Annotated in this window: 27 protein-coding genes; 13 read left to right on the top strand and 14 right to left on the bottom strand. The window is 52.6% G+C overall.

From position 1 onward, the window contains the following. Positions 1-40 precede the first annotated feature (40 nt). The 3 genes from prfA to JXQ85_RS05485 all read left to right on the top strand — a co-directional run bounded on the left by prfA (position 41) and on the right by JXQ85_RS05485 (position 2,801). Positions 41-1,096: a peptide chain release factor 1 gene (gene prfA / locus JXQ85_RS05495; RefSeq protein ID WP_421747878.1), complete on the top strand. Its 1,056-nt coding sequence runs from the start codon at positions 41-43 to the stop codon at positions 1,094-1,096. Beyond that, the gene (gene prmC / locus JXQ85_RS05490) at positions 1,093-1,932 is read left to right on the top strand and encodes a peptide chain release factor N(5)-glutamine methyltransferase (RefSeq protein WP_421747877.1); all 840 of its coding nucleotides are present in this window, start codon (positions 1,093-1,095) and stop codon (positions 1,930-1,932) included. The genes prfA and prmC overlap by 4 nt, the downstream gene beginning before the upstream one ends. A 218-nt stretch (positions 1,933-2,150) precedes the next feature. Further along, positions 2,151-2,801 carry a DUF4167 domain-containing protein gene (locus tag JXQ85_RS05485; RefSeq protein WP_421747876.1) on the top strand — a complete coding sequence of 217 codons (651 nt, stop codon included), beginning with the start codon at positions 2,151-2,153 and terminating at the stop codon, positions 2,799-2,801. Positions 2,802-2,833: 32 nt separating this feature from the next. On the opposite strand, the gene rsmA is transcribed toward JXQ85_RS05485, so the two are convergent. The 6 genes from rsmA to lptF are packed head-to-tail and all read right to left on the bottom strand — an operon-like array spanning position 2,834 to position 10,303. Continuing rightward, positions 2,834-3,676, bottom strand: coding sequence for a 16S rRNA (adenine(1518)-N(6)/adenine(1519)-N(6))-dimethyltransferase RsmA (rsmA, locus tag JXQ85_RS05480; RefSeq protein WP_421747875.1), 843 nt, complete (start codon positions 3,674-3,676; stop codon positions 2,834-2,836). Between the two features lie 23 nt (positions 3,677-3,699). Further along, positions 3,700-4,686 (bottom strand): 4-hydroxythreonine-4-phosphate dehydrogenase PdxA, encoded by a 987-nt coding sequence (gene pdxA / locus JXQ85_RS05475; RefSeq protein ID WP_421747874.1) that lies wholly within the window; start codon positions 4,684-4,686, stop codon positions 3,700-3,702. Then, positions 4,683-5,900 carry a peptidylprolyl isomerase gene (locus tag JXQ85_RS05470; protein WP_421747873.1) on the bottom strand — a complete coding sequence of 406 codons (1,218 nt, stop codon included), beginning with the start codon at positions 5,898-5,900 and terminating at the stop codon, positions 4,683-4,685. The genes pdxA and JXQ85_RS05470 overlap by 4 nt, the downstream gene beginning before the upstream one ends. Positions 5,901-5,907: 7 nt before the next feature. After that, positions 5,908-8,094, bottom strand: a complete 2,187-nt coding sequence (locus tag JXQ85_RS05465) for an LPS-assembly protein LptD (protein WP_421747872.1) — start codon at positions 8,092-8,094, stop codon at positions 5,908-5,910. After that, positions 8,091-9,188: an LPS export ABC transporter permease LptG gene (gene lptG / locus JXQ85_RS05460; RefSeq protein ID WP_421747871.1), complete on the bottom strand. Its 1,098-nt coding sequence runs from the start codon at positions 9,186-9,188 to the stop codon at positions 8,091-8,093. Before lptG ends, JXQ85_RS05465 begins: the two co-directional genes overlap by 4 nt. Next, positions 9,185-10,303 (bottom strand): LPS export ABC transporter permease LptF, encoded by a 1,119-nt coding sequence (lptF, locus tag JXQ85_RS05455; protein WP_421747870.1) that lies wholly within the window; start codon positions 10,301-10,303, stop codon positions 9,185-9,187. Before lptF ends, lptG begins: the two co-directional genes overlap by 4 nt. 129 nt (positions 10,304-10,432) lie before the next feature. On the opposite strand from lptF, the gene JXQ85_RS05450 reads away from it, so the two are divergent. Beyond that, positions 10,433-11,902 carry a leucyl aminopeptidase gene (locus tag JXQ85_RS05450; protein WP_421747869.1) on the top strand — a complete coding sequence of 490 codons (1,470 nt, stop codon included), beginning with the start codon at positions 10,433-10,435 and terminating at the stop codon, positions 11,900-11,902. Between the two features lie 3 nt (positions 11,903-11,905). Next, positions 11,906-12,373 carry a DNA polymerase III subunit chi gene (locus JXQ85_RS05445; RefSeq protein ID WP_421747868.1) on the top strand — a complete coding sequence of 156 codons (468 nt, stop codon included), beginning with the start codon at positions 11,906-11,908 and terminating at the stop codon, positions 12,371-12,373. Between the two features lie 26 nt (positions 12,374-12,399). On the opposite strand, the gene JXQ85_RS05440 is transcribed toward JXQ85_RS05445, so the two are convergent. From JXQ85_RS05440 to JXQ85_RS05425, 4 genes are read right to left on the bottom strand one after another with little or no spacing between them, the layout of a single operon-like run. Then, entirely contained in the window at positions 12,400-12,987 is a 588-nt protein-coding gene (locus tag JXQ85_RS05440; RefSeq protein ID WP_421747867.1) for a retropepsin-like aspartic protease family protein, read from the bottom strand. Between the two features lie 50 nt (positions 12,988-13,037). Next, positions 13,038-13,667: a MarC family protein gene (locus JXQ85_RS05435; protein WP_421747866.1), complete on the bottom strand. Its 630-nt coding sequence runs from the start codon at positions 13,665-13,667 to the stop codon at positions 13,038-13,040. Positions 13,668-13,678: 11 nt separating this feature from the next. Then, on the bottom strand, positions 13,679-15,526 hold the full coding sequence (locus JXQ85_RS05430) for an ABC-F family ATP-binding cassette domain-containing protein (RefSeq protein WP_421747865.1): 1,848 nt from the start codon (positions 15,524-15,526) through the stop codon (positions 13,679-13,681). Between the two features lie 43 nt (positions 15,527-15,569). After that, positions 15,570-15,854: a hypothetical protein gene (locus JXQ85_RS05425; RefSeq protein WP_421747864.1), complete on the bottom strand. Its 285-nt coding sequence runs from the start codon at positions 15,852-15,854 to the stop codon at positions 15,570-15,572. 199 nt (positions 15,855-16,053) lie between these two features. On the opposite strand from JXQ85_RS05425, the gene ndk reads away from it, so the two are divergent. Both ndk and rpiB read left to right on the top strand, forming a co-directional pair. After that, positions 16,054-16,476, top strand: a complete 423-nt coding sequence (gene ndk, locus JXQ85_RS05420; protein ID WP_421747863.1) for a nucleoside-diphosphate kinase — start codon at positions 16,054-16,056, stop codon at positions 16,474-16,476. 78 nt (positions 16,477-16,554) lie between these two features. Beyond that, positions 16,555-16,995, top strand: coding sequence for a ribose 5-phosphate isomerase B (rpiB, locus tag JXQ85_RS05415; protein ID WP_421747862.1), 441 nt, complete (start codon positions 16,555-16,557; stop codon positions 16,993-16,995). Between the two features lie 3 nt (positions 16,996-16,998). Here rpiB and JXQ85_RS05410 read toward each other — a convergent pair whose 3' ends face one another. Continuing rightward, entirely contained in the window at positions 16,999-17,334 is a 336-nt protein-coding gene (locus tag JXQ85_RS05410) for a TfoX/Sxy family protein (RefSeq protein ID WP_421747861.1), read from the bottom strand. Positions 17,335-17,404: 70 nt separating this feature from the next. Next, positions 17,405-17,533, bottom strand: a complete 129-nt coding sequence (locus JXQ85_RS05405; protein WP_421747860.1) for a hypothetical protein — start codon at positions 17,531-17,533, stop codon at positions 17,405-17,407. 246 nt (positions 17,534-17,779) lie between these two features. On the opposite strand from JXQ85_RS05405, the gene JXQ85_RS05400 reads away from it, so the two are divergent. Then, positions 17,780-18,874: a PQQ-dependent sugar dehydrogenase gene (locus JXQ85_RS05400; RefSeq protein WP_421747859.1), complete on the top strand. Its 1,095-nt coding sequence runs from the start codon at positions 17,780-17,782 to the stop codon at positions 18,872-18,874. Here JXQ85_RS05400 and JXQ85_RS05395 read toward each other — a convergent pair. Further along, complete coding sequence (locus JXQ85_RS05395) at positions 18,871-19,875, bottom strand: GlxA family transcriptional regulator (protein WP_421747858.1); 1,005 nt, start codon at positions 19,873-19,875, stop codon at positions 18,871-18,873. The genes JXQ85_RS05400 and JXQ85_RS05395 overlap by 4 nt on opposite strands. A gap of 145 nt (positions 19,876-20,020) precedes the next feature. On the opposite strand from JXQ85_RS05395, the gene JXQ85_RS05390 reads away from it, so the two are divergent. Next, complete coding sequence (locus JXQ85_RS05390; protein ID WP_421747857.1) at positions 20,021-21,391, top strand: class II 3-deoxy-7-phosphoheptulonate synthase; 1,371 nt, start codon at positions 20,021-20,023, stop codon at positions 21,389-21,391. A gap of 88 nt (positions 21,392-21,479) precedes the next feature. On the opposite strand, the gene JXQ85_RS05385 is transcribed toward JXQ85_RS05390, so the two are convergent. Then, entirely contained in the window at positions 21,480-22,190 is a 711-nt protein-coding gene (locus JXQ85_RS05385; RefSeq protein WP_421747856.1) for a PAS domain-containing protein, read from the bottom strand. A gap of 265 nt (positions 22,191-22,455) precedes the next feature. Between JXQ85_RS05385 and JXQ85_RS05380 the strand changes: the two genes are divergently transcribed. From JXQ85_RS05380 to JXQ85_RS05365, 4 genes are all read left to right on the top strand, one after another. Continuing rightward, positions 22,456-23,346, top strand: coding sequence for a YicC/YloC family endoribonuclease (locus JXQ85_RS05380; protein WP_421747855.1), 891 nt, complete (start codon positions 22,456-22,458; stop codon positions 23,344-23,346). Between the two features lie 2 nt (positions 23,347-23,348). Further along, a complete protein-coding gene (gene gmk / locus JXQ85_RS05375; RefSeq protein ID WP_421747854.1) occupies positions 23,349-24,002 on the top strand; it encodes a guanylate kinase in 654 nt (217 codons plus the stop codon). Beyond that, a complete protein-coding gene (locus tag JXQ85_RS05370; RefSeq protein ID WP_421747853.1) occupies positions 23,999-24,523 on the top strand; it encodes a gamma carbonic anhydrase family protein in 525 nt (174 codons plus the stop codon). The genes gmk and JXQ85_RS05370 overlap by 4 nt, the downstream gene beginning before the upstream one ends. Before the next feature lie 74 nt (positions 24,524-24,597). Next, positions 24,598-25,626: a sensor histidine kinase gene (locus JXQ85_RS05365; RefSeq protein WP_421747852.1), complete on the top strand. Its 1,029-nt coding sequence runs from the start codon at positions 24,598-24,600 to the stop codon at positions 25,624-25,626. Positions 25,627-25,643: the final 17 nt, after the last annotated feature.

Raw genomic sequence — 25,643 nt, 5'->3', positions numbered from 1 at the left:
GGGCTCTTGACCAAACCGTGTGGATCAGGAAGGTAGCGCCATGGTTCCTTTTGAGCGTTTAGAGCAGATTGCCCAACGGTTCGAGTTTCTCGAAGCGCAGATGGCAGACGGGACAGCGGGTGCGGATATCGCAACGCTGGCCAAAGAATATTCTGAATTAAAACCCGTTGTAGAGCAGATCACGGCTTACAAGCAGCTTTTGGCTGATTTGGAAGAAGCCGAGCTGATGATGGACGATCCCGACATGCGCGAGCTGGCCGAAGAAGAACTGCCAGCGCTCAAGGCGCGCTTGCCTGAGGCCGAACAAGAATTGCAGATTGCGCTTTTGCCCAAAGACGCAGCAGATGCACGGCCTGCTATGATTGAAATCCGTCCGGGGACGGGGGGCGATGAGGCGGCTTTGTTTGCCGGTGATTTGCTGCGCATGTATCAACGCTACAGTGAAGCGCGCGGTTGGACCTTTGAAATCATTGAGGAAAGCGCCACAGAACTCGGCGGAATCAAAGAAGTTGTTGGCCATATCAAAGGCGAAAACGTATTTGCACGGCTGAAATATGAAAGCGGCGTGCATCGTGTGCAACGTGTGCCGACCACTGAAAGTGGCGGGCGTATTCATACCTCTGCAGCCACGGTCGCCGTGCTGCCCGAAGCCGACGATGTAGATATCGAAATCAACCCCGGTGACATTCGCATCGATACCATGCGCAGTTCTGGGGCAGGTGGCCAGCACGTGAACACCACCGACTCTGCGGTGCGGATCACCCACTTGCCATCGGGCATTGTGGTGACGTCCTCTGAGAAATCCCAACACCGTAACCGTGAAATCGCTATGCAGGTGCTTAAGACAAGGCTTTATGATGCAGAGCGTCAGCGGATCGATAATGAACGCTCGGCAGATCGTAAATCGCAAGTTGGTTCCGGCGATCGTTCCGAGCGCATTCGGACGTATAATTTTCCGCAAGGTCGCATGACAGATCACCGCATCAACCTGACGCTTTATAAGCTGGATCAGATTATGGGCGGCGACTTGGATGAAATCGTTGATGCGCTGACAGCGGATGATCAGGCCGCAATGCTAGCCGAGATGCAGTCATGATCCTGCGCGATGCTTTGTTGGAGGGCACTCGTGCGCTTCGCGAGGCGGGAGTTCCGGGGCCAGAACGTGATGCGCGACTTTTGCTGGCCGAAGTGCTGTCGATGTCCGTCGGGCGATTGACGTTGGAACCTGATTGGGACGTCAGTCCAGATCAAATTAAACAATTCCACGGCTTTTTAGCGCGGCGATCCGCGCGCGAACCGGTGTCTCGGATTCTAGGGCGACGGAATTTCTGGGGCCGAGATTTTGAAGTCACTCCCGACGTTCTGGATCCTCGGCCAGAAACAGAAACTTTAATTGATGCCGCCCTGAAGGGGGCTCCGCCAAAGTCCTTGATCGACCTTGGTTGTGGTAGCGGCATAATCGGTGTCACGCTTTTGGCTGAGTGGCAGATGGCGTCAGGAATTTGCAGTGACGTCTCGCAACCGTGTTTGGCCGTTACGACGCGAAATGCGACAACGCACGGGGTGCGGAGTCGTCTAGAGTTGGTGCAATCAAGTTGGTTTGAACAGATTGACGGCAGTTTCGATCTGATCGTGTCAAACCCACCTTATATTACCGACGATGAAATGGCATTGCTTGATCCTGATGTTGCCTTGCACGATCCGCATTTGGCCCTGACGCCGGGCGGCGATGGGTTATCGCCATATCGTATCCTGGCGACCGGAACGCAGACGCATCTGGCACCCAAAGGGCGCATTTTGGTAGAGGTCGGTTGGAAACAAGGACCTGATGTGGCTCAGATTTTCAGCGACGCTGGCCTCACGCAGGTTCAGATCATTCCGGACATGGATGGGCGTGATCGCGTGGTTTCTGGTCGAAAAGACACGCAATAGGCGGAAAACGGCATCTTACTTACAGATTTTTCACAAAAAACAGCTACTACCCCTTGTAAGGACCTGTGGGGAAGGGTACTCAATAGATGTTCATACGGTGGATGCCCCTAGGCGGTCCCGTTGAACACCAAGCCGACAATAGGGTGATTTTGGTTTATGTGCATAAGGCACGTGTCGCGTCCCCAACAGCAGTGAATTTTAGGGCTGGACTTCTTACTATGAGATCTCAGAAATCCCGTTCGCGGAATAAAAATAACCGCAACAACAACCGTCCATCCGGCAATATCGTCAATCGCGTTTTTGACAGCAATGGCCCGGAGGGAAAGGTGCGCGGTACGCCGCAGCAAATTATAGACAAATACAATCAGTTGGCGCGCGACGCTCAATTGAGCAACGACCGTGTTGCGACGGAAAACTTCCAACAGCACGCAGAACACTACATGCGTTTGCTAAGCGAAGCACAGCGTGAAATGGATGCCAAACGCGAAGAGCAAGAGCGCCAGAACCGTGAACGCCAAGCGGAACGCGATCGGGAACGGGCTGCACGTGCAGAACGTCAAGAACGCGAAAGCAACACAGCAGCCCCGGCTGCAGATGTGGCCACAGACGAACAGCCTTCCGACGCTGGTTTGGATGTGATTGGCAGTGACAACGACAGCGGTCTGGTTGAAACGCCAGAAGCCGCCGAAAAGCCAAAGCGTCAACGCCGTCCACGTAAGCAGGATGCGGAAGCGTCTGGAAATGGCGAAGATAAGCCTGCTCCGAAACAGCGCCGCCCGCGCAAGCCAAAGGCAGAGGCGTCAGATGATGCCGGTGCCCCGGCTGCTGAAGCTGGATCAGGCCCTGAAGAAACAAAAGCTGCTGAATAAACAATAAACCCGGGCGCTGACCCGGGTTTTTCTTATCCTTTGGCCACTTCACGGGCGAGAGCACAGAAGGCCTCAAGCGAGACCACTTCGGCGCGGTCGGTGGGTTTGATCCCTGCCGCTACCAAGCGATCTTCGATATCGGGGCTCACCGATTTTAAAGATGACCGCAGCATTTTGCGTCGTTGATTAAAGGCTGTGGCCACGACCCGCGACAGAGTGCCTGCGTCTGCTTCAAAACGTGGCTCTGTCAGGGCATCAAGGTGCACAACGGCGCTATGCACTTTGGGCGGCGGTGAAAAGGCCTCTGGCGGCAGGTGTAGTACAATCCGCGCATCCGCGCGCCATTGTGACAGGATCGCCAAACGCCCATACGCCTTGCTGCCAGGTTTCGCGACAATGCGTTCCGCGACTTCACGTTGAAACATCAAGGTCAGGCTTTCCCAGAAGGGTGGCCATTCTTTGGGTGTCAGCCAACGCACCAGCAATTCAGTGCCCACGTTATAGGGCAGGTTGGCGGCCACACGGATTGGCTTGCTGAGGTGACCCAGAGGGTTCACTTCCAAAGCGTCGCCATTGATCACCTCAAGTTGCCCAGGATAGGCCTCTGAGATTTCGGCAAGCGCTGGCATGCAGCGTTCGTCTTTTTCAATGGCCAGAACGCGCCGCGCCCCTTCGGCCAAAAGACCGCGCGTTAGACCACCGGGGCCAGGGCCAACTTCGAGAACATCACAGGCGCTGAGATCGCCGGCCTGACGCGCAATTTTTGCAGTCAGGTTCAGGTCTAACAGAAAGTTCTGCCCCAAGGATTTCTTTGCCAAAAGCCCATGGGTGTCGATGACCTCACGCAGAGGTGGGAGTGTATCAATTGCTGCCATAGGGTCTTTTGGGCCGAAAGGGGTTAGTCTACAACTGCTTTCTCGCGCGCATCCGCCATTTTTGCAGCCAGTCGCAGCGCCTCGATGGTGCTGGTTGGATTGGCAATGCCTTGACCTGCGATGTCAAAAGCGGTGCCGTGATCTGGCGAGGTTCGGATGAATGGCAGCCCCAGTGTCACATTCACTCCGCGATCAAAGTCGAGCGTCTTGATCGGAATAAGTGCTTGGTCGTGATACATGCAGATCGCAGCATCATACCCCTGTCGCGCATGGGCGTGAAACATTGTATCCGCAGACAGGGGCCCACGTAGATCAAGGCCAGTGGCGCGCAATTTTTCCAGAACCGGCGTGATAATCAGCTGTTCTTCGTGGCCCATTGTCCCACCTTCGCCTGCATGCGGATTAAGACCCGCGATGGCCAGCCGTGGCTGCGAAATGCCGAAATACTTCCGTAAATCCGCAACGGTGATTTCAATCGTGCGCTGAAGTAAATCAGGTGTAAGAGCCGCAGGAACGTCTTCAAGTGCGATATGGATTGTGGTTGGCACCACCGATAGCTCTGGGCTGGCCAGCATCATGACGACCTGATCCACACCTGCCAAATGGGCGAGGTATTCCGTGTGACCGGGCCATGGGAAATCTGTTCCGTCTTTCAGAGCTTTTTTGTGTATCGGGGATGTACAAACCGCACTTGCCTCGCCGGATAATGCCAAATCAACAGCTTTTGCAATGACGTCGATCACACCTTGCGCATTTGCCGGGGTGGCTTTGCCTGGGTTGCGATTGTTTGGAAAGGAATGCGAAAGAACCGGCAAAGCCGTTGCAATAACGTCCTCGACCTCATTGGGCGACTGAATGACCTTATGAGGGACATCACCAGGCAAATGCGCCGGATCTGCAATCACAAAGAATGCGAGCTCGTCTTTCAGAGCTCCCCAAGACTTCTCAGCCAACTCTGGCCCAACACCTGCGGGTTCGCCGCAAGTTAACGCGATTGGCGCACGTGTCATTTTATCTCAATTTGTGCATCAGCACGCAGCTGTTCGAGATAGCCGTCAGCATAGGAATTCAGACGGCGGTTGCGCAGAGCATTCAGAACATCTTCGCGGCTGGCTTCTTCATTCACAGCTGCTGTGCGTCCGCACATCATGATGAACAGTAGGTTGCTGCCATCTTGCGATGTCAACGCAGTTGAAACTTCGTGACGGTCCAGTTTTGCAAGTTCTAGTGCAATGGATTGCGGAATTTCACTTGGGCTGCGCGCTTCGATGGTCAGGGCTTCGTCAGGGCCACCAAAGTTCACGCCATATAGATCATCGCAGGTGTCGATGTTGCCACGGATGTCCTGCGCACGCGCTAGGGCTTCTGGGCTGCGTCCACCAGGGATATTCAAAACACCATATTCGATAGCCGCAATGGCAGAGCGTTTCACAGGTAATTCTTCAATACCGCGCATTTTGAAAATGGCGATGGCTTCGCCAAGTTCGATTGGTGCTGTCACTTCACCTGGTTTCAATTCCAAAATCACAGGCTGCAAAGGAGCTGGCAATTGCGTCAAAGGCAGCCATTCCAAACGCCCATCTTTTTCACGAGAACCTGCGGCAGAAAAACGACGTGCAGCATCTGCGAAGTCCTTGGAGGATTTGAGTTCGCTGATTTGGTTGGCAACTTCACGCACCTGATCTTCGGTTTGTGGTGTCAAAGGGATGATCACTTCAGACAGCAAAACACGCAGACCGGCTTGGCCGGAACCGCCAAGGGCTGCATCTATTTCCGCTTCAGAAATTTGTACACGCCCTTGGAAGCGAGCACGTACAACACCGCGCCACAAAAGGCCTGCACGTACAAAATCGCGGAAAGTGTGTTCTTCAACGCCTTCACTTCTAATGGCTTTGATGAATTCAGGCGTTTTCAAGTTGGCGCGATTTGCGAATTCCGCCATACCAGCCTGGAGCTGAGCCGCATCCACGGAAATGCCCAGTGCGTTTGCAGCCTGCATTTTCAACCGGTCTTCAACCAGATCCTCAAGTGCGATCCGTTCCAGATTACCCAATCGGCGGATGACTTTGTAGAGTTGCGCGCGCTGTGCCACTTCGTAATTTGTGACAACCATTTCATCGATGGTCGCAGCTGGCCCGAAAAGAGACTGCGCAGAGGCCACAGGGGCCTGTAGTACCACTGTTCCCATCGCCACAGCGCCGAAAATCAAAGCTTTCAAGTTCATCTTTGCCTCATCCTGCCGTATGTGCGCACGTCCGTGCATAGCTTTTATCAATTGTTTTGGTCGAAAAGCCCAGAATTTCAACCGTAAAGCTGTAGTCCGTGGCCGGTTGTATCGAAGTTGATGACGTAAATCGACGTGAAACTTCGAATTTCGCCTTCAGACATTCGTTTTGGTACTCTAAACCGAACCCAGCTTCGGCTGTTGTCCGTGCCGCGACATCATAGCGCCAGTTGGCCAAGCCGGTCCAATGTCTGTGCATGCGATAGGAACCGTCCAAATTCCATTCAGACAAGTCATTTAGCCGATCTTCAGCGGGGTCAGCATCAAGCCAAATATAAGTCGCGTCCAATCCCAGTTTTTCATTGTTCCAGCCGCCGCGCACCTCAGCTTTGTTCAAACCGTCAATGCCATCAATCAAAGAGCGTGCCTGAAATTCCAGCCCCGAAGCGTTTTTGAATTTTGCGGCCACCAGGAAATCAGAGCCAAGATTGCTGAGTCCTGAACTGGTCGTGAAGTCAGGATGGGTCTCTTCGCGTACGACCTGACCAAGGGTGAGATGTGCGGACCAATCATCCGCTAAACGAGACCAGTTTACCCCCCAGGCTGACGCAAAACCGCGTTCACGCCGGTCATCAGAGGCAAAGCGAGACAATGCCAGCAAGTTGCCTTCGTCAAATTCTGGGCGTGTGCTTTCCTCATTGGCGATTTGGTCTTGCGTGCCAGCGCGCAACGTTCCGCCGCTCCAGCCAATTTGCGCAATTGGTTCTAATAGGGTGGTGACACCGTTTGATCCACGTTTGATTAGCGGATATCGGAATGAAAGTGCTGCTGATGGTGTTAGCTCTGCATAGCTTGTTTGCGCGATTGTGCTGTCTTGACGGGTTTGGACAGCATCAAAATTCAATGCCGTCTGTGCACCGATTTCTAATCCACTAAGGAACCAATTGCGTCGCCATTCAAGCGCGGCGTTTACACGGCTGATATCTCGGCCATCCACCATGCCGTCTCCATTGGCGTCTGTGTTGACCTTTGACTGGCGAAATAGACTGTAAGCCTCAAGTTCCCAAAGCGCTTCGCCGCCGAAATACCGCGGGCTAAACCGCATTTGCTTGCGTGCAGACAGGGCCCATTTCGGGATCGTCTCGTTGTCTTCACCCGCACGCAAGGTTTCAAAATTCGTCAATGACAGTTGGGTGTTTTCATTCCGGTTGACTCGGGACAGGGTGACTGAACTGCTAAGACGGTCAAGGCTGGAATAGGCGTAGTCGGCCAGATAGCTTTCGTCAGATACTGCCTGTACCTGAAACGTCAATTCATAGTCGCGCGGCAGATCAAACTCGCCTGTACCAAACACATATGCCCTTGTGCCACGTCCACTAAAGTCATCATCAGAAACCGCGCCTTCAAAGGTCAATTCGCCGGTGCGAAAGGCCTGTCGATAGCGCGCTTCAAGCGTGCGTGTGTTGCTAGCGATGTAGGGCGTGAGTGTGAGGTCTTTGTGATCCCCAAGTGCGATAAAGTAGGGGATTTTTATCCCTGTACCCAACTGTGATCGCGCACGGATATTTGGGATCAAGAACCCGGTTGAGCGTTGCACGGTTGGATCGGGCAACCGGAGGCGCGGCAGATAGAAAACCGGAATATCCATGACCCGCAACTGTGCATTATCAAAATAAAGTTGCTGATCGTCTTGGTCATGTGTGACGCGGCTGGCGCGAATTTGCCATAGCGGAGCCTGGCCATCTTCGCAGGTTTTGCATGAGGTCGCGCGCACATCATCCAAAACAGAACGCCGTCCGTTTTCACGCCTGAGCTGGGCTGCCTTAATTTCAACCTGTTGATCCAGAACCAAGCGAGCACTTTTGATCAACCCATTTTGAAGATCAGCATCCAGTTCTGCGAAGTTGGCAAAAATCTCAACACCTTCACCATCCGAAATTGTGATAGGGCCTTCGATTGTGATTTGGTCACTGTTTCCGTCGTAGATGATCTTAGATGCGGTCAATGTGGTGTTGCCATAAAGGGCTTCGACATTGCCGACCGCAGTCAGCATGGAATTACCCGACAGGAAAACCGAATTCGCAACAAGTACGACAGTCTCAGCTCGGATATCTTGAGCCACTGAAGCGGTACTGCTCAAGCCAAGGCAAAGTGCGACGGCGAGCCCGTAAGAAGTTGATCTAAAACGCGTCATCCGTCTTCCATATGTAACAAAAGCCCAAGCGCAAGCAAGACACTGGCAATCGGCGGTGTCCAGGCGGCGAGTTCAATGGGGATTTGACCGTTTTCCCCCAGAATTTGAGCGAAATTTCGAATGTAATAAAAACCAAAGCCTGACATCGTCGCCAGTAAGGCTGCCAAACCAGTGCGGCCCATACGCGTGTGGCGCATCGTGAAAGCTGCAGAGATCAAAACCATGGCCACCAGAAAGATCGGCTGTGCAAGTTCCATATGCAGCCACATCGTATGACGACGTGATGAAAACCCAGCACTTTCAAGTTGTCCAATCAACCGCGGGAGTTCCCAAACTGAAACCGTGCGTAATTTACCAAGACCATCTCGGATTTGCTCGGGGGTCAAACTGGTCGGGATTTCAAAAGTCTCGACCTCCTGAGAAGCAGCTTCAGCATTCTGACCCGCAGACAAGGGCCAAATTTTTGCATTTGTAAGTTGCCATTGCCCATTACTAAGCCGCGCTTGTTGGGCTTCGATCCGTCGAACGGGGCCAACGCCTTCACCATATGATACAAAAACCACATCGCTTAAGTTTGTTGCATCATGGTTGGTACCTGCAGCAAAGATTACCGTTGGTCCTTCTGTGCCTCCCTGACGGAGCCAAATACCATCCCGCGAAAAGGTGAGGATATTGTCGCTGCCGCTACGAATTTCCGTGACTTTGTCGTCATACCGTTTGGTGGTGGCTGCCACGATTGGGTTTAACGTTGAAAGACCAAAGAGGCCAATCAGAAAGGCAACTGTGACAGGTGATAACAAAGACACCAAAGCAGATCGACCACTGGCCCGCGTGACGACCAACTCGCTGCTACGAGCAAGACTTAAGAACAAGGTCAGCGAACTTAGGATCATGATCAATGGCATGATCTGGTAAATCTCTTTCGGCATATTCAACAACATCAGCTGGAAAATTTGCAGAAAGCCTACGACGGCCACATCAAAACGACGCAGGTGTTCGATCAGATCAAACAGCAGCAAAAGAGCGACAAACACCGCCGTCAGAGCGGCGAAGAACAATAGAAATTTGCGCGCGAAATAGAAATACAACGTCATGGGTTCACCACCCGTGGTTTGCGGAAACGCCGGGATTTGGCAAATAGCATTGCCGCAACAGTGGTAAACCCAATCAAAGCGGGCAGATACATCAAAGGCCAAGCCGTCGGATCACGTCGCACGGGATCCGTCATTCCGGTTTTCAATCCCTCAAGCAGAATGAGGATAATGAAGGCATAGACAATATTTTGCCAAACCCCAACTCGGCTAAATCCACCCAATAATAGAGTTGAGAAACCTACCAATGAAGCGACAACGCACATTAGGATATGTGTGATCCGACCATGGAATTCAGCTGTGATCCAGCCTCTAGGCACATCCAGCGAAGTCGCGATCTGATCTCCGCTTGTGATCAAATCCATTGTCGAGGCTTGCTGCAACGACTTTCGGCTATTGGTTCCGCGGGTCAAAAGCGCGCTGATGTCGTAGCTGAAATCCGCAAAATTGGTGGTGAACAGCCGATCATCTTGCCGTGTTAGAATCTGTGCGAGACCGTCAACCATAATAAGTTTCGGACCTGTGTCTGCCTTGATCAGATAGGCTTCAGAGGCTGTATAGGTCATGGATTGGTCGGGATCAGAATGATCCGCCAAAAAAACATCCCGCAGCACACCATCAGAATCGATGTCACGGATGTAAAAGACGATGCCTTTTGCGGGTTCTAAAAACGTACCTTCCGTTAACAATCGCGCCGTGGCCGTTTCGGCAATTTCTTTTTCGCGCTGCTCAAGTTGGGTTGAGCTTAGGGGCACCAAAACCAAAGATAGGGCGGCCATCATGGCGCCGATCAACAAGCCAAAACTTAGAAAGGGCCGCGCCAAACGCCAGGGGCTAAACCCCGTGGCCTGCATGACCACAAGTTCGCTTTCGCTTGAAAGACGATGGGTGGCATAGGTGCCTGCCGCAAAACAGGCGATTGGTAGGATCAGTTTGATGATCGCAGGCAGGCTTAGAATTGTGAACTCAAAGAACGTCGCAATGGATTGCCCATCGGCAATTAGGCGATCAAACAGCAAAACGGCCCGATTGACCCAATACACCGACACCAAGACCAGGGCAAAGAAGCCAAACAGCATCATCAGCTGTGACAGCAAATAGCGGTCAAATCTGCTCACTCTTTGCCCCCCAAGGCATGTCGTTCGTTTCGGATGACTTTAGTGCAAAATTAAAATGGGTAAAACTGCTATCTGGCTATCATTTCAGCGATTGGTTAGGTGTAGCGTCAAAGGTTAAGGAGCATCATTTTGGTTAAGCCAGTCACATTCACATTCCAAGACGTCAATATCGACGAAATCTCAACATTTGCGGGCCGTGTCGCAGTTCTGGTGACGTCTGATGGGCGTATGGACAATGCCGCGCGTCGTGTGAACCGGCTGACAAAAGGTGCGATTGCGCGGATGATCGAAGACGGTTTGAAAGCCGGTGATGCGCGCGTTCTTGCTTATCCGGTGGGAATGGCGGCAGAAGCCGTGGATGTGATCTGCCTTGAAAAACGAGCGACTCAGGACGAAGCACGTGCCGCTGGCGTTGCTCTAGCGAAGACCCGTGGAGCCGCAAATATCTTGGCTTGCCTTGGCAATCACAGCAAAGCTGATCAGGTTATTCTTGGGCTCGCGCTGCGCGACTACGGGTTTGATGCGCATAAGACTGCAACACCTGATGAAGACGCGCGGGCGATCACCGTGATGGCTACCAAGCCTGATCTGATCCGAGAAAAATCGGAGCCCTATCTGGCCATGGCGGAAGGCGCGTTTTTCACGCGCGATTTGGTGAATGAACCGGCCAACGTGCTGACAACCGAGAGCTTTGCTGATCGTTTGGTTGCCATGGCAGATATCGGCCTTGAGGTCGAAGTGCTTGAAGAAGACAAGCTTGCTGAATTGGGCATGGGGGCATTGCTGTCCGTTGGTCAGGGCAGCGATAGCCCGTCTAAGGTTGTTGTGATGAAATGGCTGGGCGGCAACGCAGGTGAAGCTCCTTTGGCATTGGTCGGCAAAGGTGTGGTATTTGACACTGGTGGTATTTCTTTAAAACCCGCAGCAGGCATGGAAGACATGACCATGGACATGGGTGGCGCAGGTGTTGTCGCTGGCACCATGCGGGCTCTGGCGCTGCGGAAAGCCAAGGCCAACGTCATTGGTCTGGTTGGTTTGGTTGAAAACATGCCATCAGGCAATGCGACCCGTCCAGGCGACGTTGTGACATCGATGAAGGGTGACACAATCGAAGTCATCAATACTGACGCCGAAGGCCGTTTGGTGCTGTGTGATGTGATGCATTACGCGCAAGAAACTTTCCAACCTGCAGCGATGATCGATCTGGCCACATTGACCGGCGCGATTATCATTGGCTTGGGTCATGAAAATGCAGGTGTCTTCTCGAATGATGACGGATTTGCGAAATCCTTCCTGAAAGCCGCTGAGGCCGAAGGCGAGGGCGCATGGCAGATGCCAATCGGCAAGGCCTATGCGGATCAGTTGAAATCACGCATAGCGGATGTGAAAAACGTCGGCGGCCGTGCGGCGGGTTCGATCACTGCGGCTGAATTCCTGCACCGTTTTGTGCAAGATGGCACGCCTTGGATTCACATTGATATTGCCGGCGTGGCAAGCACCAAAACCGATACCAAATATGCACCAAAAGGCGCGTCAGGCTGGGGCGTTCTAGCACTAAATCGTCTTGTGGCGGATCAATTTGAGGTCACCGAGGAATAATCTATGGGCGCAGCATTTTTCTACCACCTCACTCAAAGCCCTCTAGAACAAGCGCTACCGATGCTTTTGGGAAAAGCACGCGGTGCGGGCTGGCGGATTGTGGTGCGCGGAACGGATGCGGCGCGTTTGGATTGGCTCGATCAAAAACTTTGGCAGGGGCGGGACATTGATTTTCTGCCCCACGGCCAAGCCGACGGAGAACATGATGCGTTGCAACCAATTTTGCTGACCATAGCGAAAGACATTCCAAATCAGGCGAGCTGCGTGATGAGTGTGGATGGTGCAGAGATAGATGCAGATGAAGTGAAAGCCTCCGACAGAACCTGTATACTTTTTGACGGGTTTAATGAGGATGCCGTGGCCCATGCACGGGTCCAATGGAAAGCGCTTACGGATGCAGGGTGTTCTGCGCAATATTGGTCCGAAGAGAGTGGGCGTTGGGAGAAAAAGGCTGAAAAGACAGCTGACTAATCGTCTTTTCTCAACCATCGCCCGATCTATCTGGTCAGGGTCATTTTACCTCCAGAAATGGTGATTTGACCATAGTTGGACAGATAGCTCATCCCGAGTAAAGAGATATCCAAAGAGCCTTGATTGACCTCGGCCAAGACGTTCTGATCACGGAACGGGCCAACCGCAAAGTCATCAACAATCACTGACGCTGTAGCCACGACGCCATTTGCGGTGCGCGCACGACCGGTAAATTTCAGGTCGTCAGGATCAAAGCCAACCCGTTTGGCATCTTCCTGACTAAGAACGATGCTTGTAGCACCCGTATCGACCACAAAATCAACCGGCGCCCCATTCAACGAAGCCTTCAGATAATAATGGCCATCAATTTGCTGCGTGATTTCAATTGCAGTACGATCAGTGAAGACAATTTGCTGGGGCTCCCCAAATAAAGCACTCTCTATGTTATCCCAGATCGAGATGACACCAATCGTTCCGAGGATGATCAAACCCCAAGCCACAGCGTGTTGCAGGCTTTTGCCAAGCGACTGTTTGGCATCAGAAAAGAACCAAAACACCACCATAGCCGTCAGGACTAATAGATAGATGAGATGCCCGATTGAGAGGTCGTCCATTTGGTCTCCTGCTTAACCTTCAGCTTTTGATATAGCTCGCACAGGTGAAATTACGAGGCAAAGCCAAAGGCCTTAAGGCCATCAAGGATAAACTGGATCGACAGCGCTGCGAGCAACATGCCAAGTAGGCGCGTGACCACGTTAATGCCGACTTTCCCCAAGGCGCGTTCCAAAATACCACCAGCCAGAAACAGCAAGATCGCCGAGATAATCACCGCCAAAGCCACGCCCAGCACCAAGAATGTGCCTTGAATGCCCGGGGTCTGGCCACTTAGCAGAATAACCGTTGCAATAGAACCTGGGCCCGCAATCAACGGAATTCCCATGGGGAAGACCGAAGGATCATTTGAGCTGTCATATTCTTCGCTCTCATGTGCCTGATCCTCGCGGCGCTTGGTGCGGCGTTCAAACAGCATGTCCAGCGCGGTCAGAAACAACAGCGCACCACCGGCGATGCGAAAGGCTGGCATTGAGATGCCGATGAATCCCAGAACCGCCTCGCCAAAGAAGGCAAAGAGCGCCAAAACTCCAAAACCAACCGCGCAGGCACGGATAGCAACCGAACGTCTTTGTGCGGCCGGCATGCCCGGCGTCAGGGCGATGAAAATCGGCAGCAGACCGATTGGGTCGATAATGACAAAAAGCGTCGCGAACGACGTGATTAAAAATGCAGTATCCATAAACCCCTCGTTTAAGCTTCTGCTTTTTCAAGTTTTTCCAAGGCCGACATCCACAGCTCTTCAGCCCGATCCTGCGCGTCCCTGACTTCACCATATTTCTTTTGCCAGACTTCCATTTCGTTCAAACGGCCATCTTCATACAGCGATTGATCGGCAAGCTTTTTGGAGAGTTTCTCGCTCATCTCATTCAGCTTCTCGATCCGTGCTTCACATTTGCGCACCTCAGAGCGCAAAGCAAGAATGGCGTCGCGGGATGGTTTTTTAACCGCCGGTTTATCCTGTTTTTTCTTCGCTGGTTTATCCGGTGTCAAAAGCAGGTTCCGATAGGCGGCAAGGTCTTCTTCGTAAGGGGTAACCGTGCCGTCTTTGACCAGCCACAGTCGATCTGCCACCAACGATAGAAGGTGCATGTCGTGGCTCACTAGAATCACGGCGCCTTTATAGGCGGTCAGTGCCTCAACCAAAGCCTCGCGGCTTTCGATGTCGAGGTGGTTGGTCGGCTCGTCGAGGATCAGAAGCTGCGGCGCATCTAAAGTGGCCAGCAACAGCGACAAACGCGCTTTTTGTCCACCAGATAGGCGTCCGACTTCGGTTTCGGCCTGTGCAGCCCCTAGGCCAAACCCGGCCAGACGCGCGCGAATACGCGCTTGGCCTTCGTGGCCGCGTTCTCGCATCAAGTGCTGGATCGGCGTTTCATCAACATAAAGCTCATCCACCTGATGCTGCGCAAAGAATCCGATCTTGAGCTTGCTGGACTTGGTGTATTTGCCACCCATTTTCTCAAGTCGGCCAGACAGCAGCTTAGCCAGTGTTGATTTACCCTGACCGTTCTTACCCAAAAGTGCGATGCGATCATCCTGATCGATGCGCAGATCTAGATTCTTAAGAACAACTTTTTCGTCATAGCCAACCGATGCACCCTCGGTAGCGATGATTGGCGGAGACAGCTCGTCTGGCTGTGGAAAGGTGAAAACCACGCGCGCCGCATCTTCCGGTGCGGTAATAGGCGTCATTTTTTCCAGCATTTTCACGCGGCTTTGGGCCTGTTTCGCTTTGCTGGCCTTGGCCTTGAAGCGGTCCACAAAGGCCTGCAGGTGCGCGCGTTGTGCGTCTTGTTTCTTGGCAGCTGCAGCTTGTACAGCACGCTGCGCATTACGCTGTTCGACAAATTGATCGTAGATGCCAGTGTAGTAGGTCAGACGACGCTCATCCAAATGCAGGATGGCATTCACAGAGCGGTTCAACAGCTCGCGGTCATGCGAAATGATCAAGACGGTGTGGGGATATTTGACAAGATAGTTTTCCAGCCAAAGCGCGCCCTCAAGGTCAAGATAGTTGGTCGGTTCGTCCAGTAGCAGATAGTCAGGTTCTGAAAACAGAACAGCCGCCAGTGCGACGCGCATACGCCAACCGCCCGAATAGTCCGAACATGGACGCAGCTGATCTGCATCATCAAAGCCAAGACCCTTAAGGATCGAACTCGCGCGGGCTTCAGCGCTCCAAGCGTCAATGTCAGAAAGGCGGGTTTGCACTTCGGCAATCCGAGTAGGATCCGTAGCGGTCTCAGCTTCGGCAAGCAAAGCCGCGCGTTCTGTATCAGCTGCAAGAACCGTGTTGATCAGCGAGACTTCATTGCTGGGCACTTCCTGCGATACACCACCGATTTTGGCGCGGTCAGGCAGGGTGATTGTCCCACCTTCCAGTGACAGCTCGCCACGGATAAGGCGGAATAGCGTGGTTTTACCGGCGCCGTTTCGACCAATCAGACCAACTTTATGGCCTGTGGGAATCGTGGCAGAGGCGTCCTCAAACAGGGAGCGGCCTTCGACTTTGTAGGTGATATCATTGATACGTAACATGGCTGCGAGCAGTCTACGACGCGGCGTGGCTTGTCAATCGCGATTACTCGCTTAGCAGGCTGCCGATGCCTTCAGCGGAAAATGTTTTAAAACCAACTAATGGGCTGTCGCCGTCATAAGAAAACGCAAAGACATGTAGTTCTTCATGATGCAGGGTCGCGCGGCAGAAGACATTCTCTGCAGCCAGGGTTTCTGGGCAGTTTTCCAAATCCATATGCGGCACTGATACCTCAAAGATATCGTAGGTAAGAGCCTGCGTGGATGGTGCGGCTAGGGCCGGGAAGGCAGATGCACAAAAGATCGGAGCGATCAAAGCTAGGTATTTCATATTTTTTCCTTTTCAATGCGCTGAACAGTCAACGCAAGCGCATACCTGACAAATTTAATCGGATTCGAAAAGGGGGAAATATCAACGCATTTGCAACTGGAATGGACAGGAAGGGATTCCAAAGCCTGAAAACACTTTGCAAAGGACACACGTCATGTTACTGCGCGGCCAAATTCAACTTTAATCCGAGGGTATTTCCATGACTCTGGAACGCACGTTCTCCATCATCAAACCAGACGCAACTCGCCGCAACCTGACTGGCGCGATCAACGCGAAATTCGAAGAAGCAGGCCTGCGCGTTGTTGCACAGAAACGCATCCACCTGACAAAAGCACAAGCGGGCGAGTTCTACGCTGTTCACGCAGAACGTCCTTTCTACGACGAGCTGTGCGAATTCATGGCATCTGCGCCGATCGTTGCACAGGTTCTGGAAGGTGAAGGCGCAATCGCGAAAAACCGCGAAGTTATGGGCGCAACAAACCCAGCAGACGCAGCACCTGGCACAATCCGTGCAGAGTTCGCTGAGTCCGTAGGTGAAAACTCCGTACACGGTTCCGACGCGCCAGAAACAGCGGCTGTTGAAATCGCATACTTCTTCTCTGGTCTGGAGCTGGTTGGTTAAGCCACGCTTTGTTCTGAGAAATCAGATAGCCGCTTCGTTACCGCGAAGCGGCTTTTCTTTTGCCTAATGGAAATGACTATGACCGACACTAAACGCATCGTCCTGTCGAGCGATCACGCCGATATCGAACTGCGCAAAACCATCGCCAAACACGTTGCTGATCAAGGCTATGAGGCGATCGATATTGGTCCGATGACCTCTGAAAGCACACACTATCCTATGCACGGTCAAGCGGCTGCGCAGAAGATTATCGATGGCGAAGCTGATCTAGGGATCATCCTGTGTGGTACAGGGCAAGGCATCATGATGTCTGCCAACAAAGTGCCCGGTATCCGTTGCGGGGTTTGCAGCGATACGTTTTCTGCAAAGATGATCCGCGCGCATAACAACGCACAAATGCTGTCACTTGGGGCGCGGGTGATCGGCGAAAGCCTGGCGATTGAGATCGTGGATGCGTTTCTCAGCACAGAGTTCGAAGGTGGTCGTCACGCCACACGTGTCGATATGATCGAACAATAAAACTTAATGTGAGGGGCGCTCAATCACGCCGATCTGGTTCAATACCGTTTCGAGCTCGGATCGCCCCTTATCAAAGGTATTGGCCTTAAGCGCATCAAATCGTTTGCGCAGATCTTCTTTTTCTTTGCCTTTGCAATCGTTCCATGGTCGGCCTTGTAGAGCCATGACCAGAACGTAATATCCTATAAAATGAGGGCGTTGTCCGGTTTTCAGAATGCGGCCATAGGCGGCGTCTGCTCCGATCTCGCGCAATTCTTCGGCGGAATGTATACCCGCACGGGCACAGGCTTCTTCATACGCGGGCCCAAGGTTTTTGATCGATGATATCGGTGTTGCCATACGCTTCACCTAACATGGATCAGGGGCGTGTCACATTGTGAAACACCCCTTAATGACAAAGTTTGTCAGCTTAAATAGAGGCCCAATCTGTAAAGATTGGCTTCTTACCTTCAGGCTTTTGCTGTGTTGCTTTCACCGGCGGTGTAGGGCGGTTAGAACCGGCGGACTGCTTTGGGTCGTTTTGCATAGTAATTGGCATATCACTGCTCCTCAAACTGGTTACTGGACATGTTTTTATGCTGTTCTTTTTTGTCCAATCTCACAAAGGGGCGGGCGTATAAGCCCATGTCCCTTCGGATAGGGTGCAGGATGATTCGGGCAACAATATGCCGGTAGATCGGTAAACTGTTGCCGGAATGGATCTATTGGCGGTGATCACAATTTAAGAAAGCACCTTTTAACTTACCCGCATGAGGCCGATATTTTCCTCAAACAGGAGGATGCGATGCGATATCTATTGGCACTTTGCTTGGTGATTTGTTCAAGTTTCGCCAGTTCTGCGCAAACCATGGACAGCTCTCAAGGCAGTCTTACGCTCACGCGCATGGCGTCTGGGTTCAAAACTCCTTGGGCGCTTGGGTTTCTGCCGGATGGGGCGTTTCTGGTGACGGAACGGCGTGGGCGGCTTTACCTTGTTGATGAGGATGGCACCAAAACGCGGCTTTCTGGCGTGCCAAGAGTCCTCGCCGATGGACAAGGCGGCCTTTTGGATGTCCTGGTGCCGCGTGATTTCGAACAATCCCAAGAGATTTTTTTAACCTTTGCCAAGGCGCAACCTCGCGGCAGTGGGACTGCCGTGGCGAGGGCGCGTCTTGATCGACAGTCGTCGACCTTACGTGATGTGAAAACCATCTTTGAAATCGCGCTAGGATCAAGCGGTGGTCGGCATTTCGGAAGTCGCCTGGCCGAGGGACCTGAAGGTGCGCTTTATGTCACTGTGGGCGATCGTGGGGATCGTCCTTCTGCGCAGAATCTTGGCTTGTACAATGGCAGCATCCTAAAAATCAATCGTGATGGCACGCCCGCTGCGGGCAATCCGTTTTTGAACGATACAGAGGCTTTACCAGAGATCTGGAGCTCTGGTCACCGCAATCCACAAGGCATGAGTTTTGACGCCAAAGGGCGCCTTTGGGCAGTGGAACATGGCGCGCGTGGTGGTGATGAGGTGAACTTGATCCGCAAAGGGCGCAACTACGGTTGGCCGGTGATTGCCTATGGCCGGCACTATTCCGGCGGCAGCATTGGCGAAGGCACCACAAAACCGGGCCTTGAGCAGCCCGAGCATTTCTGGGATCCCTCCATCGCCCCATCAGGCCTAATGGCCTACAGCGGAAACATGTTTGAAAACTGGCAGGGTGATATATTTGTCGGAAGCTTAAAATTTGACTATATTTCAAGGCTTTCCGGCGCAAACCTCACAGAATTAGAAGCGCTTAAATCCTCCGAAACCAAACGCGTGCGCGACATCCGGCAAGCACCGGATGGCAGCATTTGGTTCATTTCTGAAGACCGCGGCGCGATCTACCGTATGTCGCGCTAACCTTCGGGTTTGCTTTGACTGCCACGTTCTCTGTAAGGCGTGACCCCATAATGTGCGCGGTAGCATTTGGAAAAATGACTGGGCGATGTAAAACCACAGGCAACCGCGATATCGATGGTGCTCATGCTGGTTTGCATCAACAGGTTGCGCGCCCGCGCCAACCGCAGCTCCATATAATATTGCTTGGGAGAGCGGTCTAAATAGCGACGGAACAACCGCTCCAGCTGACGCGTAGACATATTCACGCTTTCCGCCAAAGCGCTGGGGCTTAGAGGTTCTTCGATACTGTCTTCCATCATATCAATAACGGTGCTGAGGCGCGGATGCCGCACGCCCATGCGTGTTGGCGTCGACAGACGTTGGAAATCCTGATCGGTGCGGATCGCAGAATAAATGAGCTGATCAGCAACAGCATTGGACAGTTCAGTCCCATGATCATCGGCAATGATACGCAGCATCAAATCAATCGCAGCTGTGCCGCCTGCTGCAGTAAATCGGTTGCGATCAATTGCAAAGACCGACCGGGTCAGATTGATTTCCGGAAAGTCTTCTACAAACCCATCCTGGTTTTCCCAATGAATGGTTGCGCGGTGCCCGTCCAACAATCCCGCTTTCGCTAAGGTATGTGCTCCGGCGCAAAACGATCCAATTTTTACACCCTTTCGCGACTCTTTTCGTAGGAAGTTCATAGCTTTTTGAGTTGAGTTGGTCTGGATGTTCATCCCACCGCACACAATCAAAATGTCATCGCGTGTCACATCGTCAAAGCCAATATCGACTGGAAAGGCGACGCCCGACGAACTTAGAACCGGCTCATTCGTTTCACTGGTCGCGGCCCAACGATACAATTGTTTTCCTGCCATTCGATTGGCCACTCGAAGGCACTCCGAAGCCGTCGCGACAGCAAATAGAGTAAACTCGTTCAATAGAACGAATACAAATCGACGAGGAATATGGTCAGAAGTTTCAACTTCAACTGGGAATTCGTAGTCTTGTGTCACGCTGGCTGGGTCTCACCTAACAAAAGTTGCGCAGATAAAGCAGTTGAGGCATTTGCGGGGTTTCCGTCAAGAACGATATTTGGCATAGGTGGCCAGTCCGCACTGTTAGCGGGCAAACTAGCTTATTCAATTCGGAGTAAAGACAATGGCAGAATGGCAAAAATCTGACTGGCGCAACAAGCCACGGGTTCAGATGCCGGACTATACGGATCAGGACGCGCTTAACGCTGTAGAAGCGAAGCTCGCAAGCTATCCGCCCTTGGTCTTTGCTGGCGAAGCGCGGAGCCTGAAGGCAAAACTGGCAGCCGCGTCTCGCGGCGAGGCCTTTTTGTTGCAGGGTGGGGATTGCGCCGAGGCGTTTAATCAATTCAGCGCAGACCACATTCGCGATACGTTCAAAGTGATGTTGCAGATGGCGATGGTGCTGACCTTTGGTGCCAAGGTTCCTGTGATCAAAGTTGGCCGTATGGCTGGCCAGTTCGCGAAACCGCGCTCTGCACCGACAGAAACGGTGAACGGCGTGGAATTGCCAAGCTACCGTGGTGACATCATCAACGAGCTGGATTTCACGTCCAAAAGCCGCATCCCGGATCCATCCAAGATGCTACAGGCCTACACTCAGGCGGCGGCAACGCTGAACCTGCTGCGTGCATTCAGCACCGGTGGTTATGCGGATGTACGTGAAATTCACGGCTGGACGCTTGGTTTCACTGAAACCGGTAAGGCCGCAAAGTTCCGCGATATGGCGAACCGTATCTCTGATGCGTTGGACTTCATGGAAGCTGCGGGCATTGATAGCGAGCACGAACACAGCCTACACACAGTCGATTTCTACACCAGCCACGAAGGCCTGCTGTTGGAATATGAAGAGGCGCTGACACGTCTTGATTCCACATCCGGCAATTGGCTTGCTGGTTCTGGCCACATGCTGTGGATCGGCGACCGTACACGTCAGCCAGACGGCGCACATGTGGAATTCCTGCAAGGTGTACAGAACCCGATCGGTCTGAAGTGTGGTCCAACAACCTCAGCAGACGATCTGAAAGTTCTGATGCAAAAGCTAAACCCAGAAAACGAAGCGGGTCGTCTGACACTGATCGCGCGCTTTGGTGCGGGCTCTGTGGGTGATCACCTGCCGCGTCTGGTGAAAGCGGTTCAGGAAGAAGGTGCAAATGTGGTTTGGTCTTGTGACCCAATGCACGGCAACACCATCAAATCTTCAACTGGCTACAAAACGCGTCCGTTCGAAAGCGTGCTGCGTGAAGTTCAGGAATTCTTTGCAATCCACAAAGCCGAAGGCACGATCCCTGGTGGTGTGCATTTCGAGATGACCGGGCAAGACGTTACTGAATGCACCGGTGGTGTACGTGAAGTGACCGATGAAGACCTGTCAGATCGCTACCACACAGCCTGTGACCCACGTCTGAACGCAAGCCAATCTTTGGAACTGGCGTTCTTGGTGGCCGAAGAGCTTTCAAGCCTACGCACAGATGCGGCGGCTGCAAAGGCAAGCTGAATTCTGCATTGATAACAATTGGAAAGGGCGCGTGTTTCACGCGCCTTTTCTAATGCAAGCACGGCTTCAACCCCAGATTAGAGCCTTCTTAGCTGACCACCAAAGTCAGTTTTGGCTTCGATCGACTAAAAGATTCCGCAGTTGGTTTTAGCTGAATTTCATCATGTGCCAATTCAGATACAAGCTGCAGTCTTTTGTCTTTCATGCGCCGAATAATTTGATGTTTTCGTTCGCTTTGAGGACGAACTATTGTCCCGACCGGTTCTAAAACACATCGAGAGTTTTGCGCAGGCAGGGACGTAAAATCAAGACAGCCCAACACCTGGCTGGCCTGTCCATTTGCATCCGTCATGGGAAGCAAGATCATCTGAGCAATAATAGGCGTGCCATTTGGATCAGTGATCTCCAAATCCACCTGCGCCTTTGCGGGCATCTGACAAATTTCAACGATGAGTTCGGTTATCATTTCGCGCTTCGCTGGCGATATCAGGTCTGTCACAGCCACGCCACGGAGATCCCCTTGATAGATATCCGCAATTTTGGATCCAGCAATGCGAAACCGTGCGCCCCGTCCATCTACGTTTAAGACAAAAGCCTGTGTCAAAGCATTGCGCATGCCGCGCGGATCAAGATCGTTACGTTTTGGTAGCGCGTCATCTTGTTTCAATGCCTGCCAATAGGCCTCAACTTCCTGATTGATGGGATAGCGATAAATATCATCGGTATCTGCCGACTTGCTTAGACTTTGACCCCCGACAAGGGGCGCGTCATGCGGCTTTCCGAACAACCCTTTGAACATTGCATCACTCCCCAACACATGTCTTTTAATTTTTCACAGCGCCAAAGCCCAGAATGGGTCTCGTATGACAATCTGCAATCCGAGCCGGCAAGCACATCCCCATGCTTACCATTTGATTAATATGTCATATTTGAATGAAATTTGGTGCGACTTCTTATTAAATGGTTAATTCCAAATGGATTTGATGAGAGCGGTAGGGGCGGCGTTTTAACGTGGCCAAACTGGCGCAGTAAATGGTAAGACTTTGCAAAACAGGAGTTCGAGCATGTTGCAATCCATGACCGGTTTCGCCGGTGGCAAAGGGGAAGCTGAAGGATACAGCTGGGCGTGGGAGCTGCGCAGTGTGAACTCCAAGGGTCTGGATTTGCGCTTTCGCGTACCAGATTGGATTGAAGGGCTTGAACCGCAGCTGCGCGCCTTGTCCAGTAAGGCCGTCGCGCGTGGATCGATGACGCTGAGCCTGCGAGTTCAACGTGCCGAAGATGTAGCCAACTTGTCATTGAATACGCCAACCCTTGATGCTGTGCTATCCGCCTTGGCCGAAGTCGAGAAGCGCGCCATGGATCAGGGACATACGCTGTCGCCTAGCAAAGCCACTGATGTTTTGGCGGTGCGCGGCGTGTTGGACAGCTCTAGTGGGGACGGGGATTCCGCTGCCCTCGCCAAGGCGCTGGTCAAAGCCTATCCGGCACTGCTGGACAGCTTTGTTGAGATGCGTAAGGCCGAAGGCGCTGCATTGGAAATCGTGTTGCTGGATCAGATTGCTGAGATTGAAACTCTGACCGGGCAAGCCGCTGAGATTGCAGAAGGGCGCAAAGGTGAGGTCGCCGCCAATCTGCGCGCTAACCTCGCACGAGTTTTGGAAAACGCTGATGGCGCAGACCAAGACCGTGTTGCGCAGGAACTTGCCATGCTTGCTGTGAAATCAGATGTCACTGAAGAGATCGATCGCCTTAAAGCCCATGTCGATGCGGCGCGGGATTTGATCAAACAGGGAAGCCCAATTGGCCGCAAACTCGATTTCCTGATGCAAGAATTCAACCGCGAGGCCAATACGCTTTGTTCCAAAGCGCAGAACGTCGAATTGACCCGCGTTGGCCTTGACCTAAAAGCCGTCATCGATCAGATGCGCGAACAAGTTCAGAACGTGGAATGACTATGCAAAATCGTATTGAAAATAGGCGGGGGCTTTTAATTATCCTGTCCTCACCATCAGGTGCAGGAAAATCAACTCTGTCAAAGCGCCTGCGCCTTTGGGATCCGACTATTGAATTTTCAGTCTCCGCGACCACGCGTTCTCCGCGTCCAGGTGAGGTGGATGGTGAAGATTATCACTTCATGGCCGAAGATGATTTCAAACGCTCCGTTGCCGAAGATGGCATGCTGGAACACGCCCATGTTTTCGGCAATTTCTATGGCTCGCCACGTGCGCCGGTACAGCAGGCCATCGACTCTGGTCGTGATGTTCTTTTCGATATCGACTGGCAAGGTGCGCAGCAGATCAGGAACTCGGTGCTTGGTCAGCACACCCTGTCGATTTTCATTTTACCCCCATCTATCAAAGAGTTACGACGTCGTCTTGAGGCGCGGAATCAAGACAGCGCTGAGACGATCTCAAAGCGTATGCAGAAAAGTTGGGACGAAATCAGCCATTGGGGCAGTTATGATCACGTGTTGATCAATGATGATCTGGATCAGACAGAAGACGAGCTGAAAAAGATCGTCGATGCGACGCGCCTGAAACGCATTCAACAGCCAAACCTAGTGGACCATGTGCGCCTGCTGCAGCAAGAGTTTGAGGAAGGCCAATGACGCTTTATGCTCTGGATGGCGTTTCGCCGAAAATCGCAGAAGACAGCTGGATCGCACCAGATGCCAATGTAATTGGCAAAATTGTTGTGGAAGACGGTGCTTCTATTTGGTTCGGTGCCACCCTGCGCGGTGACAATGAAGTGATCCACCTTGGGACTGGCTCTAACATTCAGGAAAACTCGATCCTGCACACGGATATGGGCTTTCCGCTGACCATCGGGGCCGGATGTACAATTGGCCACAAAGCGATGCTGCATGGCTGCACAATTGGTGAAAACAGCCTGATTGGCATGGGGGCCACGGTGCTGAACGGGGCAAAGATCGGCAAAAACTGCTTGATTGGCGCCAATGCTTTGATCACCGAAGGCAAAGAAATCCCTGACGGCTCCCTGGTGATGGGCGCGCCGGGTAAAGTGATCCGACCTTTGGATGACGCAGCCATTGAAGGGCTGCGCAAAAGTGCCTTGAATTACCAAGCAAACATGCGCCGCTTTCGGGACGGCCTCAGCAAAATCAGCTGAAAGTAAGATCGGGGTTTACTTTCAAAGCCCGTTCTACAAGTCTGCGAGCGACTATCCCGGACAAAGGTCTCGTCATGATTGCAGCCCTTCTTGAAGCGATCCCGCTGCCTGCTATTTTCATCAGTCAGAATGCCCGTGTCCGCGGTGCCAATACCCGTGCGGTGTCTTTGCAACCCAATGCCGCCGAAGATCGCGCCTTGGTTTTGGTTTTTCGCCAACCCGGGCTGATATCAGCGATTGAGAATTGTCTACGCACAAGCGATCCGCAGAAGGCAATCTATCTGCATAATAAAGACGGGCAGGAAACGCGCTATGAGGTGACGTGCAGCTTTGTCACAATGGGTGAGGAAAGGGGGGCATTGGCCTGCTTTCAAGACATCACCCATGTCGAACAGGCTGGTGAAATTCGCCGCGAGTTTGTCGCGAACGTCAGCCACGAGCTGAAAACACCTCTGACGGCACTCTTGGGCTTTATCGAAACGCTGCGTGGTCCTGCGAAAGATGACGCCAAAGCACGTGAGCGGTTTCTTGGGATCATGGCCAATGAGGCTAGCCGCATGAACCGACTGGTTGGGGACCTGCTTTCCCTCAGTCGCGTCGAAGAAGATGCGCGCATGCGGCCACGCGATCCCCAAGACATCGGTGATATTCTTGGAACTGTGGTGCAGAACCTTGAGGAAGTTGCCCAAATGCGGGGTCATCGAATTCAATTTGAAAAGCCTGCATTGCCTCTGACCGTGCCATCAGATCGGGATCAGCTTATTCAGGTCTTCACCAATCTGATTGAAAATGGCATCAAATACGGCGACGAAAATGGTCAGGTCGAGATACGGATCGAAAACGTTGAGCGTGATGTCAAACTGCGGAAACCAGCGGTGAGTATTTCTGTGATCGACAATGGTCCGGGCATTGATCCAGTCCACCTTCCGCGTCTTACCGAGAGATTCTACCGCATCGATTCTCATCGCTCACGCGAAATGGGCGGCACCGGACTGGGTCTTGCCATTGTAAAACACATCGTTGCCCGTCACAGAGGGCGTATGAAAGTGGATAGTACCTTAGGTGAAGGTAGTACTTTCACGGTTGTTTTGCCAAAAAATTAACGATTTTCTGCATGTCT

It is taken from the genome of Cognatishimia sp., from assembly GCF_049116455.1.
GTDB lineage: Bacteria > Pseudomonadota > Alphaproteobacteria > Rhodobacterales > Rhodobacteraceae > Cognatishimia.
Note: the sequence above shows the minus strand (reverse complement) of the source record. Positions and strands in the feature narration are given on the sequence as shown.